Annotated in this window: 13 protein-coding genes and 1 pseudogene; 2 read left to right on the top strand and 12 right to left on the bottom strand. The window is 71.5% G+C overall.

Going from position 1 to position 15037, the window contains the following annotated elements; translation table 11 throughout:
- Positions 1-40: 40 nt before the first annotated feature.
- From M1M07_RS02860 to rfbD, 3 genes are all read right to left on the bottom strand, one after another.
- Complete coding sequence (locus M1M07_RS02860; RefSeq protein ID WP_248673260.1) at positions 41-1126, bottom strand: sugar phosphate nucleotidyltransferase; 1086 nt, start codon at positions 1124-1126, stop codon at positions 41-43.
- Positions 1123-2043: a glycosyltransferase family 2 protein gene (locus tag M1M07_RS02855; RefSeq protein ID WP_248673259.1), complete on the bottom strand. Its 921-nt coding sequence runs from the start codon at positions 2041-2043 to the stop codon at positions 1123-1125. The genes M1M07_RS02860 and M1M07_RS02855 overlap by 4 nt, the downstream gene beginning before the upstream one ends.
- Positions 2044-2150: 107 nt before the next feature.
- On the bottom strand, positions 2151-3020 hold the full coding sequence (rfbD, locus tag M1M07_RS02850) for a dTDP-4-dehydrorhamnose reductase (RefSeq protein ID WP_248673258.1): 870 nt from the start codon (positions 3018-3020) through the stop codon (positions 2151-2153).
- 257 nt (positions 3021-3277) lie between these two features.
- Between rfbD and M1M07_RS02845 the strand changes: the two genes are divergently transcribed.
- A complete protein-coding gene (locus M1M07_RS02845; RefSeq protein ID WP_248673296.1) occupies positions 3278-4738 on the top strand; it encodes an LCP family protein in 1461 nt (486 codons plus the stop codon).
- A 22-nt stretch (positions 4739-4760) separates the two neighbouring features.
- Complete coding sequence (locus tag M1M07_RS02840; RefSeq protein ID WP_197253080.1) at positions 4761-5468, top strand: TIGR03089 family protein; 708 nt, start codon at positions 4761-4763, stop codon at positions 5466-5468.
- A gap of 99 nt (positions 5469-5567) precedes the next feature.
- Here M1M07_RS02840 and M1M07_RS02835 read toward each other — a convergent pair whose 3' ends face one another.
- The 9 genes and pseudogenes from M1M07_RS02835 to M1M07_RS02795 all read right to left on the bottom strand — a co-directional run bounded on the left by M1M07_RS02835 (position 5568) and on the right by M1M07_RS02795 (position 14911).
- Positions 5568-5939 (bottom strand): hypothetical protein, encoded by a 372-nt coding sequence (locus tag M1M07_RS02835; protein ID WP_197253093.1) that lies wholly within the window; start codon positions 5937-5939, stop codon positions 5568-5570.
- Between the two features lie 38 nt (positions 5940-5977).
- Positions 5978-6979 (bottom strand): annotated as a pseudogene (locus M1M07_RS02830) (HEAT repeat domain-containing protein); the annotation flags it as partial.
- A gap of 16 nt (positions 6980-6995) precedes the next feature.
- Positions 6996-7769 (bottom strand): HEAT repeat domain-containing protein, encoded by a 774-nt coding sequence (locus M1M07_RS02825; RefSeq protein ID WP_248673295.1) that lies wholly within the window; start codon positions 7767-7769, stop codon positions 6996-6998.
- Positions 7770-7826: 57 nt separating this feature from the next.
- On the bottom strand, positions 7827-10295 hold the full coding sequence (locus M1M07_RS02820; RefSeq protein WP_248673257.1) for an FtsX-like permease family protein: 2469 nt from the start codon (positions 10293-10295) through the stop codon (positions 7827-7829).
- Positions 10292-11092, bottom strand: coding sequence for an ABC transporter ATP-binding protein (locus tag M1M07_RS02815; protein WP_248673256.1), 801 nt, complete (start codon positions 11090-11092; stop codon positions 10292-10294). Before M1M07_RS02815 ends, M1M07_RS02820 begins: the two co-directional genes overlap by 4 nt.
- A 114-nt stretch (positions 11093-11206) precedes the next feature.
- Positions 11207-11929 (bottom strand): response regulator transcription factor, encoded by a 723-nt coding sequence (locus tag M1M07_RS02810; RefSeq protein ID WP_248673255.1) that lies wholly within the window; start codon positions 11927-11929, stop codon positions 11207-11209.
- A 10-nt stretch (positions 11930-11939) separates the two neighbouring features.
- Positions 11940-13118 (bottom strand): histidine kinase, encoded by a 1179-nt coding sequence (locus tag M1M07_RS02805; protein WP_248673254.1) that lies wholly within the window; start codon positions 13116-13118, stop codon positions 11940-11942.
- A gap of 13 nt (positions 13119-13131) precedes the next feature.
- A complete protein-coding gene (gene purE, locus M1M07_RS02800; protein ID WP_308200762.1) occupies positions 13132-13644 on the bottom strand; it encodes a 5-(carboxyamino)imidazole ribonucleotide mutase in 513 nt (170 codons plus the stop codon).
- The gene (locus tag M1M07_RS02795; RefSeq protein ID WP_308200761.1) at positions 13637-14911 is read right to left on the bottom strand and encodes a 5-(carboxyamino)imidazole ribonucleotide synthase; all 1275 of its coding nucleotides are present in this window, start codon (positions 14909-14911) and stop codon (positions 13637-13639) included. The genes purE and M1M07_RS02795 overlap by 8 nt, the downstream gene beginning before the upstream one ends.
- Positions 14912-15037: the final 126 nt, after the last annotated feature.

Genomic DNA, 15037 nt, shown 5'->3' with positions numbered 1-15037 from the left:
GGTCACCACCCACGCAGTCGGTCGAAGGTATCTCGTGCGGTCAGACGTCGGTACTGAACCGGATGCCGCCGTCGGGGATGGTCACGCCCGGCCACACCCGCGCACCGCGAAGCAGTTCGCAGCGGGCGCCGATGTCCGCGCCGTCACCGATCACGCCGTCGCGGATCAGCGCGCGCGGTCCGACCCGCACGCCGAATCCGATGATGGACCGCTCGATCACCGCGCCGGCCTCGACCTTCGCACCGTCGAAGATCACGGCACCGTCCAGTCGCGCCCCTGCGCCGATCTCGGCGCCGCGGCCGACGACGGTTCCGCCGATCAGCAGCGCACCGGGAGCGATCGACGCGCCCGGGTGCACGAGCGACTCGCCGCGCTGCCCCGGCAGAGCCGGCGACGGCGCGATGCCGCGGACCAGGTCCGCCGATCCGCGCACGAAGTCCTCCGGGGTACCCATGTCGCGCCAGTACGCGGCGTCGACGTGCCCGAACACGCGCTTGCCCTCGGTGAGCAGCGCCGGGAACACCTCGCGCTCCACCGAGACGGGACGACCCTCGGGGATGGACTCGATGATCTCCCGCTTGAACACGTAGCAGCCCGCGTTGATCTGATCGGTCGGCGGATCCTGCGTCTTCTCGAGGAACGCGGTGACCCGGCCGTCGGCGTCGGTCGGCACGCAACCGAACGCCCGGGGGTCCCCGACCCGCACCAGGTGCAGGGTCACGTCCGCGTCGGTCCGGGTGTGCGTGTCGAGGATCGCTCCGAGATCGGTGCCACCGAGGACGTCACCGTTGAACACCATGACGTTGTCGGCGCGCAGCTTGGGCAGCACGTTGCGGATACCGCCGCCGGTGCCGAGCGGTTCGCTCTCGGTGACGTACTCGATCTCCAGACCGAGATCGGAGCCGTCGGCGAAGTGTTCCTCGAAGACCTCCGCCTTGAACGAGGTGCCGAGCACGACGTGCTTGATCCCGGCCTCCCGGATGCGGGCCAGCAGGTGCGTCAGGAACGGCACACCGGCGGTGGGCAGCATCGGCTTCGGCGCCGACAACGTCAGCGGCCGCAGGCGGGTGCCCTGGCCGCCGACCAGGATGACCGCATCGGTGTGCGGTGCGGTGTCACTCGTCATCTCGTCTCCCCTGATCCACTCTGCCGGCAGTCCGTCACGGTGCCGGAATTCTCTCGATCGCGTTCGCGGACCGCAGCCGCGACCGCCACTCTGGAGCGCACCGCGAGGCCGGCGCGCAGCGCCCACCGCAGCGGGGCCTGCCACACGTGCGGGTGCCGGTCCGCCTGGAACCGGTAGGCACTGTCGTGATGGGCAGGCAGCATCAGCTCGGGATGGCGTCCGGCGGCGTGCCCCTTGGCGTGGGTGACCTCGGCGTCCGGGATGTAGACGTTGAGCCAACCGGCACGGCCGAGTCGGTCTCCGAGGTCGACGTCCTCCATGTACATGAAGTAGCGCGAATCGAAACCGTCGACCGCGTCGAACGCCGCGCGCCGCAGCAACAGGCACGATCCGGACAACCAGCCCACCGGCCGTTCGGCGACTGCCTCGTTGTCCTGGCGGTAGCGCAGGGTCCACGGGTTCGACGGCCACACCGTGCCGAGCAGGGCGTGCCCGGCGCCGGAGACCAGCGTCGGCACGCTGCGCGCCGACGGATAGATGCTGCCGTCCGGTTCGCGGATGAGCGGGCCCAGCGCACCGGCCCGCGGCCAGCGCTGCGCGGCCTCGAGCAGACGGTCCAGCGATCCCGGTCCCCACCGCACGTCCGGATTGGCGACGACGACGAACTCGGCCGACGGATCGACCTCGGCGACAGCGCGGTTCACGGCGCCGCCGTAGCCGATGTTCCCGCCGGTGTGCAGCAGCCGCACGTTCGGGTGCGCGGCCTCGGCGGCCTCCGGCGCCCCGTCGGTGGACCCGTTGTCCGCCATGATCACCTGGGTCGGCAGTTCCGTCGCACCCGTCAGCGTCGCCAGGAAATGCTCCAGGTGCTCGCCGGGCGAGTAGGTCACCGTCACCACGGCCAGCTTCGCACTCACGCGGGCAACCTTAGCGGCCGCGTCCGAGTGCTCCGAATCACGCAGTCCGTCCTCGGACACCGCCCCCGGCCGGTGCGTGTCCGGCCCGGCCTCCACGGCCTCGCGCGTCACCCACGGACCTCCGTCGTGCTCAGCGCGGCGTGCAGCGCCTCGCGCCACGGGCGCAACGGCGTCAGGCCCGCCGCGGCCCACGCGCTGCCGTCGAGCACCGAATACGCCGGGCGCGGGGCGGGCCGGACGAACTCGGCACTGCTGCACGGCCGCACCCGCTCGGGGTCCGCGCCGATCTCCGCGAACACGGCCCGGGCCAGATCGAACCAGGTCGCCTCCCCCGCGTTGGTGGCGTGCAGCACCCCGCCGGGCACCGGATCCGGTCCGCCCGCGCGAGCGGCCAGTTCGAGCAGCGCGTCCGCGAGGTCGCGGGCGAACGTCGGAGATCCGCGTTGGTCGTCGACCACCGAGACGGTGTCGCGTTCGTGTTCGAGGCGTCGCATCGTGGCGACGAAGTCCCCGTCGTCGCCGGTGTACACCCACGCGGTGCGCACGACGTGCGCGGACGGCAACGCGGCGAGGACGCCACGTTCCCCGGCGAGCTTCGTCCGCCCGTACGCGCTGCGGGGGCCGGTCGGCGCGTCCACCCGGTACGGCTCGGTTGCGTCGCCCGCGAACACGTAGTCGGTGGAGACGTGGACGAGGTGGGCGCCCGCACGGGCGCACGCGGCGGCGAGCACCGCCGGACCGTCACCGTTCACCGCCGCGGCGCGGTCCTCGTCCGTCTCGGCAGCGTCGACCGCGGTGTAGGCGGCGCAGTTGACGACCACGTCCCCGGGCCGGACGGCGTCGGCGACGCTGCGCGGATCCGTGATGTCGAGCTCGTCGGAACCGTATCCGCGGACCGCCGTACCCGCGGCCGTGCCGCGCGCGAGCAGCTGCCGGCCGAGCTGACCGCGGGCACCGGTGATCAGAACTGTGTTCACGGCCAAAGTCTGGCACGCCGGAGAGGCTCCCGACGATGCGCCGGTGCCCGCAGTAGCCTTGGTTCCGCGCCGCCCCCACCCCGGCGTACGCCATCCGAGCCACCCGACAGGAGGACCTGCACGTGCCGCCAGAGCCGCCCACCCGCAGCGATCGGGAGAGGCCGGCGCCACGCAGGACCAGGCAGCAGACCGCGCCCGTGCAGCGTGGCCCGAGCATCGCCGCGCGGGTGTTCGAAGGTCGTCCGCTGCGCATCGCGATGGCGATGCTGGCGGCGTTGACACTGGTGGTGACCGGTTTCGCATGGCGGAGCATCGACTCCCTGCGGGCCTCGCTCGCGACGATCGGCGGTCTCGGACTCGGCGGTGGCGAGGACGGCGCCCTCGACATCCTGCTGGTCGGCACCGACAGCCGCACCGACGCGCACGGCAACGCGCTGTCGCAACGCGAACTCGACGCGCTGCGGGCCGGCGAGGAGGTCGCCAACAACACCGACACGATCATCCTGATCCGGGTGCCCAACGACGGCAGTTCCGCGACGGCCGTCTCCATCCCCCGCGATGCGTACGTCGAGGTGCCGGGAATCGGCATGTCGAAGATCAACGCGGCGTACGGCGCGACGAAGGAACTCGAGCGCATCCGACTCGTCGAGGACGGCGAATCGGACGCGACCGCGGAGAAGGACTCCTCCCGGGCCGGTCGCGAGGCCCTGATCGACACGGTGGCGAACCTGACCGGCGTCACCGTCGACCACTACGCGGAGGTCGGCCTGCTCGGATTCGTGCTGCTCACCGACGCGGTGGGCGGCGTGGACGTCTGCCTCGACAATGCGGTCGACGAGCCGCTGTCGGGCGCACGGTTCGCTGCCGGCAAGCAGACCCTGCAGGGAGCCGACGCGCTGAGCTTCGTCCGGCAACGCCACGATCTGCCGCGCGGCGACCTCGACCGCATCGTACGACAGCAGGTGTTCATGGCGTCGCTGGTGCAGAAGGTGCTCAGCGCGAAGACGCTGAGCAATCCGTCGAAGCTGAGTCAGCTCACCGCGGCGGTGCAGCGGTCGGTGGTGCTCGACGACGACTGGGACATCCTCGATCTGGCGACACAGATGCAGGACCTGTCGGGCGGAGCGGTGCAGTTCTCCACCATTCCCGTCGAGGACATCAACGCCATGACCGACTACGGCGAGTCGGTCGTGCAGGTCGATCCGGCCGCGGTGAGGGCCTTCGTGGCGTCCCTCAGCGGTGTCGAGACCGCAGAGGCCACCGAGGTCGCCGCGACCACCGCGGTCGCACCCGACATCGACCGCTCCTCGGTGACGGTCGACGTCGCGAACGCCGGGGACGTCGCCGGTCTCGCCTCCACCGTGTCGGCCGCCCTGACCGCGGAGGGTTTCACCGAGGGTGAGGTCGGCAACTACGGGGTCGTCGGGAGCGGCGATCCGGTGGACACGTCGACGGTGTTCGCGGCCGATCCCGATTCCGACGAGGCGAAGGCCGTGGCCGCCGTGCTCGGTGGTCTCGACGTCGCCGCCGACCGGTCGCTGCCGAAGGGGCAGGTCACGGTCGTGCTGGCAGCCGGCTACGACGGCCCCGGTTCCGGTGCGTCCCGGTCGACCACCAGCACGGCCGCGTCGGAGCTGACACCGGCCGGCGGCACCGCCACACCCGCCCCGCCCGCCGACCCGATCGACGCCGGCAACGGAACCCGCTGCGTCAACTGACCACCCGACGAAAGAGATTTCCGTGACCACCCTGACCGACGCCCTGCTCGACCCGATCCTGGCCGCCGACCCGGCAGGTCCGCGCATCACCTGGTACGACGATGCGGCCGGCGCCCGCATCGAGTTGTCGGCGGTCACGCTCGCGAACTGGGCGGCAAAGACCGCCAACATGATTCGCGACGAATTCGGGCTGCTGCCCGGCGGCCGGGTCGCGGTGCTGCTACCCGCGCACTGGCAGACGGCAGCGGTGCTCCTCGGTGCGTGGTGGGCGGGCGCCGACGTCGTGCTGGACGCCGATCCCGATGCCGAACTGGCGCTGGCCACCGCGGACCGGCTCGACGACGTCGCCGATGTCGCCGAGGTCGCGGCGCTGTCCCTCGACGCGTTCGGGATGCCGGTGCCGAACCTGCCGGTCGGGGTGACCGACTACGCCACGCACGTGCGCATGCACGGCGATCAGTTCCGGTCGTCCGGCGACGCCGGGGCCGCGCTCGACGGACGGTCGTCTGCCGAAATTCTTTCCGCTGCACGCGAATCCGCATCGTCGTCCGGGATCGGCAGCGGCGACCGGGTGCTGTCGGGTCGCGAATGGTCCACCGCGGACGACCTGATCTCGGGGCTGCTCGCGGTCCTCGCGGCCGGCGCGTCGCTGGTGCAGGTGAGCAACCCCGACGCCGACGCCACCGAACGGCGGGTCGCAACGGAGAAGATCACCGTCCGGCTCGACTGAACAGTCGCCCCACCCGCGCGCTCCCTCTCCCCCGGGTTTCCGAGCGAATGTATCGCTCGTCTCCTTCGATCGAGTGAATGTACCGCTCGCTCAGGGCGTTCAGGGGCGCTCGGGGCGCTCAGGAAGGTAGCCGCCGTCGGCGAGGCCGGCTTCGACCTCGAATCGGTTGCGCGGACCCGGGTTCCGCATCTCCTCGACGAGATACCGCACCGCGAATCCCACCCCGAACCTTGCCCACTGGTCGGCATGGACCGCCTCGTGGCGCAGCAACCGATCCGACGGCCACCGGTTCGTGAGGAAGACTCCACCGATCGTCGTACCGCCGCGGGCGAATCCGAACCGCAGACCTGTGCACACGTAGAGACCGGACCGCTCGTCGAATCCGATCGTCGCGCCGCACAACCGCGCCCAGCACAGCGCCAGCACCGTCACGACCCGCGCGGACGGCACGCCCCGCGACGCCCGCGTCATCCTGCCCGTTCCTGCCACGCCGGGAGCGTAACCGGTCAGGACCCGTCACCTCGCGCCCGGACGATCGCGGTCGCGGTGAGTGCGACGGTCCGGTCCTCGTCCCGCGCGAGCCGGTCGAGAACGTCGCGGGCTGCGCGGCCGGGGATCTCGGCGAGCGCCTGCGCCAGACGCAGCCGAGCGGCACCGTCGGCGGCGTCACCCAATCGGTGTTCGAGCGCGGACACGACGTCCTCGGCCGCGATCGGACCGCCGGCCAGTGTCCCGAGCACCTCGGCGGCTTCGACGTCGCGCCGGCCCTCGACGACGAGATCGACGAGCCCCGGGAGCGCGTCGGCGCTGCCGCGGGACCCGAGCGCCAGGGCCGCGCGACCGCGGATCGTGGTATCGGGATCGTCGAGTGCGCGACGCAGCAGCCTCGCCGCGTCCGCGTCCGGCACCGCGGCGATCGCCGTGATCGCGCGCCGTCGCACCTCGGCGTCCGGCGAATCCAGGCCGGCTTCCAGTTCGGAAAGGCCGTGCCCGTCGGCGCGAGCGAGCGCCCATTGCAGCGCCCCGGCGACGTTCGGATCGTCCTCGGCGAGCAGGGCTTCGACCAGCGCGGCAACAGGTACCGGTGCCGACTCGTCCTGTGTCAGGACGGCTCGCTGCCGGTGACCTCCCGAGTCCGATTCGAGCGCGTGCAGCAACGACACGACCTGCAGCACGTCGCTCCAGTCCGCGGGAGCGGAGGCGTCGACCCGCAGCAACCGGGCGAGCAGTTCCTCTTCGGCGCGGATCCGGGCGCGGGTGTGCCCGATGAGGTCCGCGACCAGGGTGGCCGGTGCGAAGCCCGGCTCGTCGAGTGCCCGCTTGGCGTCGGTGAGCGACAACCCGAGGGTGCGCAGGCATTCGACGTGGAACAGCCGCCGGATGTCGTCCGCGGAGTACTCGCGGTACCCACCGGTCGTGCGACCGGTGGGTACCACCAGCCCGAGCGTGTCGTAGTGACGCAGCATGCGGACGCTGACACCGGAACGTCGTGAGACTTCCCCGATCAGCACTGCGCGACCTCAGCCATCAGGATCCCTCCGGTCCGGTCACCGCCACCCGCTTCGCCGTTTCCGGATCAACGGTCACCCGCTTCGCGGCTTCCGGATCAACGGTCACCCGCTTCGCGGCTTCCGGATCAACGGTCACCCGCTTCGCGGCTTCCACGGACAACGCGAATGCACTGTCGGGGTCACGATAGAGCGCTTCGGTGGCGGCGGCATGCGCGCGGATCTTCGCATCCGGACTTGCCTTCGCCGCGTCCAGCACCGGGAGCATCGGCTCGCCCAGCCCGACCAGTGCCCGGGACAGGCTGCGCTGCAGCTCCCGGTCACCCCGCCCGAGCGCGGCCCCGAGGTCGGCGGCAAGCTCGCCCTCGACGCCGGCCGGTACGAGCGCCAGGGCCGCACGCCACGCACTGCGTGCGACGTCGTCGTCCCGGTCGTGCAGCCGCGCCGACACGTCGGGCCACGCCCGCCCGTCCCCGATCTTCGACAGCGTGTGCAAGGCCTGACTGCAGGCCTGCGCATTCCCGGATCGCACCTCGTCGAGCAGCCTCGGCACGGTGACGTCGGGGGGCATCCGGCACAGTGCCCAGGTGAGCATGTCGCGGACGTAGAAGTCCGGTTCCACGGCACACCGGCCCACCAGGATCTCCACCAGGTGCGGCTCGGGATCGGTCCCGGCGCGCAGCGCCGCCTTCAGCCGCGTCGACGGGCTCGCATCGGACAGTGCCTCCACCAGCTTCGCCTCCACCTGCGCGGAATCGGTTCGGCCGTAACGGGTTGTGTTCACGACAACCACCTCCTTCCGCGACCAGTGGAAGCCCTGACACCGTGTGAGGGTCAAGTGGTGTGAGGGTCAAGCACCGAGCGCAGCGACCGGTGGGACGCGGCTTGCGCGCAGTGCCGGAATCAGCGACGCGATCACCCCGGCAAGACCACCGGCGACGACGATCCCGGCGAGTTGCAGCCACGGCACACCGCCGAAGCCGATCTTGTCGGGTCCGATGACCGATGCCGTGCCCGCCGTGCCGAGAAGCAGCCCGAGCGTCACGCCGAGCGCGGACGCGACCGCCGCGACGAGCAGCGCTTCGCGCATCAGCAGGCTCCGCACCCCGGACCGGGACAACCCGATCGCCCGGAGCATCGCGGTTTCGCGTCGGCGTTCGAGCACCGACAGCGCCATGGTGTTGCCGACCCCGATCAGCGCGATCACCACCGCGACGGACAGCAGGCCGCCGACGATCAGCAGCATCGTGTCGAGCACCTTCTCGATCATGCGGCGCATGGCCACCACACCAGCGACCTCACCGCCGGGGACGACCGTCGCCGCGACGCGGGTCACCTCGTCGGTGACGGCGACGAGTGCGTCGTCGGTCATGCCGTCGTCGAAGCGCAGCCACACGGAGTCGGCCGGTACCGGGCCGGCGACCTCCCGCAGGTCGGCGAGGTCGATCAGGGAGGGTTCGCCGGCGGACGTCGCCGTGACCGACAACTCGCGGGCTCCGCTCGGGCCGGTGACGGTGACGGTGCTGCCGTCGGCGGCAGCGAGGCTGTCGGCGAGCGACTGCTCGAGCACGATCGTGCCCGGCTCCGGCAGGCGGACGTCGGCACGGACCGTCGTTGCGGCAGTGGTCGTGTCGACACCCGTCACGGCAACCTCGGTTCCGGCGACGGTAATCTTCGCGGCGGCGGTCTCGGTGGCGGCACGCACCCCCTCGACGCCGGTGAACAGCTCTGCCGCACCGGAGGGAACCCCGTCCGACGGTGCCTCGACGATGGCGTCGACCGGGAAGTTGTCGTCGACGATTCCGGGTGCCCCGGCCTTGAGCGTGCCGGTGCCGACCACGATCGTCGACGTCAGGGTGATGCCGATGAGCAGTGCGGTCGCGGTGGCCGCGGTGCGTCGCGGGTTGCGGACGGCGTTGCCCGCGGCGAGGGCGGCGACGGGACCGCCGAACCGGCCCGTGGCCCGCCCGACCGCGCCGACCGCGACAGGAACGAGTCGCCGAGACGCGAGGACCACCCCGACGAACACCAGCACCCCGCCGGGACAGGCGATCATCACGTTCGCGCCGGCGACGCCGACGACGAGCAGCGCCGCACCCGAGACGAGGGCGAGCGCCGCGCAGACACGGCGCATCCGCGAGTCCGCCACGGGTTCGGGTTGCGTCTCGATCGGGTGCAACGCGGCCAGCGCCGGGATCCGCGTGGCCCGGCGGGCCGGGCCGCTCGCCGCGACCACCGTGACGACGGTGCCGAGCACGATGCCGGCCACGACGGTGATCGGGCCGATCGCGATCGAGGTCAGCGGGATCGGCACGTCCGCGGCCCGTGCCAGCGCGACCACCAGCGCCGCGAGACCGCATCCGGCGAGCACACCCAACGTGGCGGAGACGAGACCCACGACGAGGGCTTCGCCGCGCACACTGCGCCGCACCTGTTTCGCCGACACTCCCACACATCGCATGAGTGCGAGTTCGCGGGTGCGGGCTGCGAGCAGGACCGCGAAGGTGTTGGCGATGACGAGACCGGCGACGACGACCGCGATCGCGACGAAACACAGCAGCACGTCGCGCAGCACCGAGATGTTGCCGACGTTTGCTCCGGCGACCTCGGTGGCACGGTCGGCGCCGGAGACGACATGCACACCGGGCAGGGCCGCGGCCAGCGCGTCGACGAGGCCGTCCCCGTCGCCGGCGACCCGCAGTTCCACCTCCGCGTCGGCGCCCGCCCAGGAGCGCACCTGCGCGGTCTCGCCGAACACGAGCCCGGAGTCCATGGCCTGCGGTGTGCCGTCGAGGTCGACGGTGCCGACGACCGTGACGAGGTCGGGCGCAGCGTCGGAGGCGGCAGCGTCGGAGGCGATGACGGTGAGCGCTTCGCCCAGCGCGTATCGCGATCCCGAACCGACGACCACCTCGCCGGGACCGCCGGGCCAGCGACCGTCGGCGAGCCGCTGCCAGCGCAACGAATCGTCCGGGGCCAGGCTGGTCACCCTGGCCGATTCGGGAATTCCCTCGGCCCCCACGATCCGGACGTATCCCGTCACGTCCAGCACCGCCGCGCGCACACCGGGTACCGCGGCGGCGGCCGCCGCCGTGTGCTCCGGAGCGACGTCCGGCTCGGAACCTCGCGCATGGTCGAGGACCGCTGCGGCTGCAACCCCTTCGTATTGGGCGGCAGTCGCTTTCGTGATCGAGGTGTTCACGGTGTCGCCGAGCACGAGGGTGCCGACGGCGAACGCGACGGACACGATCACGGCGAGGGCGGACGCGATGTAGCGGCCGCGGTGGGCGCGAGCCTGGGCCAGAACGAGATGCATCATCGCGCCACCACACCGACCGCGCCGAGGCCACGCATCGCGTCGAGCACGGAATCCGCTGTGGGATCCGCTATTTCACCGGCGAGTCGTCCGTCGGCGAGGAGCACCACCCGGTCCGAGTACGACGCAGCGACCGGATCGTGGGTGACCATGACGACGGTCTGGCCGGTCTCGCGCACGCTCGACCGCAGCAGCGCGAGCACCTCGGCGCCGGCCTGCGAATCCAGGTTCCCGGTCGGTTCGTCCGCGAAGATCACGTCGGGCTGCGGCAGCAGGGCTCGCGCGACGGCGACGCGCTGCTGCTGTCCCCCGGACATCTCGTGGGGCAGGTGATCGAGACGGTCCGTCAGGCCGAGGCGTCCGACGACCTCGTCGAACCACTGTGGTGCGGGCCGGGTTCCGGCCAGGCGCATCGGCAGCAGGATGTTGTCGCGGGCGGTGAGCACGGGCAGCAGGTTGAACGCCTGGAACACGAAACCGATACGGTCGCGGCGCAATCCGGTGAGCACCGCGTCCGATGCCGTGCTGATCTCGACCGCCGCGCTGTTCTCGGCTGCCGCGCCGCTCCCGGCTCCGCCGTGCAACACCACCCGACCGCCGTCGACGCCGTCGAGTCCTGCCAGCACATGCATGAGCGTGGACTTGCCGGACCCCGACGGGCCCATGATCGCGGTGAACCGGCCGCGCTCGAACTCGACCGAAACACCGTCCAGGGCACGGACTTCGGCGTCGCCGTGACCGTAGACACGGACCACGTCGTGCGCCGAGCAGGCGGGCGCGAAAGCTCTGATGGAAGTCATGCTCCGACAGTAGGAATCACCGCGATCCCGACGCATCGGCGCGACACCCGATCCTGCGGCGCCGAGCGTCATACCGGGGTATGACGCGCCGCTGCCACCGGCGATACCGGGGTCCTACTGCGCGGTGTGCAGCAGCTCGTCCGGACGCACCAGCCCCGCGCGGAAGGCGAACAGCACGGCCTGCACCCGGTCACGCGAACCGGTCTTGGCGAGCACCCGGCCGACATGGGTCTTGACGGTCGCCGCGGACAACACGAACCGTTCCGCGATCTCGCCGTTGCTCAAACCGTGGGCCATCGCGGTGAGCACCTCGACCTCGCGCGGGGTGAGATCGTCCGGAAGGTCCACGTACGTGTCCTTCGTCGCGGCGGTCTGTTCGAGCATGGGCGACACGTGCCGGAGCAGACGCCGGGTCGCGCGCGGGGCCATGACCGCGTCACCGCGATGCACGGTGCGCACCGCGTCGAGCAGATCCTCCGGCGGCGCATCCTTGAGCAGGAATCCGCTCGCGCCGGCCGCGATGGCCTGAACGACGTAGTCGTCGTTGTCGAAGGTGGTGAGCACCACCACCTTCGGTGCCTCCGGGTCGGCGAGCAGGGTGCGGGTCGCCGAGATCCCGTCGACCCGCGGCATCTGCACATCCATGAGCACGACGTCCGCGCGGACGCGCCCGAGTTCGGTCAGCGCGGCCGCGCCGTCGGACGCTTCGGCGACGACGACGATGTCCGGCTGGGATTCGAGCACCATGCGCAGGCCGGCGCGAACGAGCTGCTGGTCGTCGACGAGTGCGACGCGGATGGGTGCGGTGGGTTCGGTCGGTGCGGCGGGTTCGGTCATCGCTGCCACCCTATGCGGGGAGCTCGGCGCGCACACGATAGCCACCCCCGTCGCGTGGTCCCGCGACGGCACGTCCACCGTGTAGGCGGGCGCGTTCCTCGACCCCGGTCAGACCCTGTCCACCGGGCGGCGACTGCACGAGGGCGGCGGCACCACGCCCGTCGTCGACGACCTCCACGACCAGCACGTCCGGCCGCCAGTCCAGCCTGACGTCGGCGTGCGCGTGGGGCCCTGCATGTTTGAGCACGTTCGTCAGCGACTCCTGCACGATCCGGTAGACCGACAACTGCGTTCCGACCGGAAGGTCGCGGGCCTGCCCGGCGACGGTGTACGTCACGTCCAGGCCGCTACCGCGCATCTGACCGACGAGCGCGTCGAGGTCGTCGAGACCGGGGGTCGCGGTGAACTCGCGGGGCGTGTCCTCGCGCAGCACCGACAGCAGCGACCGCATGTCGGTCAGGGCGCGGCGCCCGGTTTCGGCGATCGTGGTGAGCGCACCGGCCGCCGCCTCGGGATCGGATGCGGCCGCGTACCGGCCGCCGTCGGCCTGCGCGATCATCGCGGTGAGCGAGTGCGCGACGATGTCGTGCATCTCCCGTGCGATGCGGGTGCGTTCCTGGGTGGCGGCCAGTTCCGCCTCCTTGAGCCGGTCGAGTTCGAGCAGACGGTTGCGTTCGGTCAGCGACTCCATCTCGCGCAGCCGCAGTCCCCGCATCCGGCCGAACGCCCAGATGCCGGCGAGGAGCACCGCGACGAACACCGCCGCCGCGACCGTCTCGAAGAGGGTGCGGCCCTCGTACTGTCCCATGTACTTCACCCCGGCCGCCGCACCGCCGATCGCCGCCGCGGAGAGCGCACCGTTCGCGGCCCAGCGCGGCGCGTAGGCGGCGAGCGCGTACACCGAGGCCGGCACAGCGATCGGGACGATCACGGACATCTGCGGCAGCACCAGCAGGTGCGCGTACGCCGCCGCCGCGACCAGCCCCCCGGACAACACCGGTCGGGTGCGCCGCCACGCCAGCGGACCGGTCAGCGCGAGCGCCACCAGCACCCCGCGCGCACCCTCGTGCCCGGTCACCGCTCCGGCGACGCCGGCCACCGCCAGCAGGACGGCGACGACCCCGTCGATCGTCGCGACGTGGGCACGGCTCCACCGGCTCCATCGCTCGATCAACGGGGTCGTCTGCACGGAACCGCCGGGTTCAGCCGAGCAGCTTCTGCCGCAGCGCGTCGTCCTTCTCGAGCACCATCTGCTCGAGGCCGGCCTGGAAGCGTTCCATCTGCTCACGCAGCACCGGATCGGAGGCGCCGAGGATGCGGGCGGCGAGCAGGCCGGCGTTGCGGGCTCCGCCGATCGACACGGTCGCGACGGGAACACCGGCGGGCATCTGCACGATCGACAGCAGCGAATCCATGCCGTCGAGGTACTTGAGCGGCACGGGGACGCCGATCACGGGCAGCGCCGTTGCGGAGGCCACCATGCCCGGCAGGTGCGCGGCGCCACCGGCACCCGCGATGATCACCTTGATGCCGCGACCGGCCGCCGACTTCGCGTAGTCGAGCATGCGCTGCGGGGTGCGGTGCGCCGAGACGACCCCGACCTCGAATCGGATCCCGAACTCGGCCAGCGCCTCCGCTGCGGCCTCCATCGTCGGCCAATCCGAGTCGCTGCCCATGATCAGGCCGACCTGTGCGCCCTGCGCCACGTCACTCACCCTGCTCTCCCGTGTGTTCGTTCCAACCGTCGGTCCATACGCCGTGCGAGAGCCAGTGCGCGGCCCGTTCGGCACGCTCGCGGACCGCCGCCACGTACTCCGGATCGGTGATGGATCCGGACGGGTCGCCGAGCACGTTGACGTGCCCGATCTTGCGGTCCTTGCGTTCACCCTTGCCGTACAGGTGCACACGCACGTCGGGCATCCGCGCGAACAGATGGTGCAGGCGCTCGTCCATGCTCATCTCCGGCGCCTCGGGCGCGCCGAGCACGTTCGCCATCACCGTGACCGGGGCGAGCGGCGTGGTGTCGCCGAGTGGATAGTCCAGGACCGCGCGCAGGTGCTGCTCGAACTGTCCGGTGCGGGCACCGTCCATACCCCAGTGGCCCGAGTTGTGCGGACGCATCGCCAGTTCGTTGACGACGAGTTCGCCGCCCTCCGTCTCGAACAGCTCGACGGCCATCACGCCCACGACGCCGAGTTCCCCGGCGATGCGCAACGCGAGCTGCTCGGCCGCCGTCTCCACGTCCTCCGGCAGGTCCGGGGCGGGTGCGATGACGACCGCGCACTGCCCGTCGCGCTGCACCGTCTCGACGACCGGCCACGACGCGCCCTGCCCGAACGGGGACCGGGCGACCATCGCGGACAGCTCGCGGCGCCACGACACCCTCTCCTCGGCCAGCAACGGCACCCCGGCGGCGAGCCGATCCTCGACGACGGCCTCGAGTTCCTGCTGATCGTCGAGGATCCACACGCCACGGCCGTCGTACCCGCCGCGGGCAGCCTTGAGCACATAGGGCCAGCCCAGCTTCTCGCGCGCGGCCTTCGCATCGGCGACGGACCGGATGACCGCGAACTTCGGCATCGGGACGCCCAGCTCACCGAGCCGCTCACGCATGGCGATCTTGTCCTGCGCGTAGATCAGGGCCTGCGGCGGCGGGAGCACGTTGACGCCCTCGGCCTGCAGCACCTTCAGGTGCTCGGTGGGAACGCCCTCGTGGTCGAAGGTCAGCGCGTGTGCGCCGATCGCGGCGCTGCGCAGTGCCTCGAGATCGTTGTGGCTGCCGAGCACCACGTCGGGGCTGACGCGGGCGGCGGGTTCGTCCGCGCTGCCCGCCAGGACCCGTAGGGTCTGACCGAGGGCGATCGCGGCCTGATGGGTCATCCGGGCGAGCTGGCCGCCGCCGATCATCGTCACGACGGGCATTCCGCCGGTCAGCGCGCGGGGGGTGTCGGATCTGGGGGGCGAATCAGGTCTACCGGTCACGACTGTCCATGGTGTCACATCGGAACGGTCACATCGGAACGCTGGCCCTGCCGCACCGTACATGCACTGTCACAGCGTGTGAGGCGCCCGACACATTCCTGTGCTAATACTGAAAATTTCATCCGG

The sequence above is a fragment of the Rhodococcus sp. HM1 genome (assembly GCF_023218075.1).
In the GTDB taxonomy this organism is placed as follows: Bacteria; Actinomycetota; Actinomycetes; order Mycobacteriales; family Mycobacteriaceae; genus Rhodococcus.
The sequence above is the reverse complement of the archived record's forward strand: the minus strand, read 5'-3'. Positions and strand labels throughout refer to the sequence as shown.

What these genes read in the sequence shown, in the direction of transcription:
- M1M07_RS02820 (WP_248673257.1), bottom strand. Translation starts at nt 10,295, where the DNA reads ATGATGCATCTCGTTCTGGCCCAGGCTCGCGCCCACCGCGGCCGCTAC.
- M1M07_RS02860 (WP_248673260.1), bottom strand. Translation starts at nt 1,126, where the DNA reads ATGACGAGTGACACCGCACCGCACACCGATGCGGTCATCCTGGTCGGC.
- M1M07_RS02835 (WP_197253093.1), bottom strand. Translation starts at nt 5,939, where the DNA reads ATGACGCGGGCGTCGCGGGGCGTGCCGTCCGCGCGGGTCGTGACGGTG.
- M1M07_RS02845 (WP_248673296.1), top strand. Translation starts at nt 3,278, where the DNA reads ATGGCGATGCTGGCGGCGTTGACACTGGTGGTGACCGGTTTCGCATGG.
- M1M07_RS02815 (WP_248673256.1), bottom strand. Translation starts at nt 11,092, where the DNA reads ATGACTTCCATCAGAGCTTTCGCGCCCGCCTGCTCGGCGCACGACGTG.
- M1M07_RS02810 (WP_248673255.1), bottom strand. Translation starts at nt 11,929, where the DNA reads ATGACCGAACCCGCCGCACCGACCGAACCCACCGCACCCATCCGCGTC.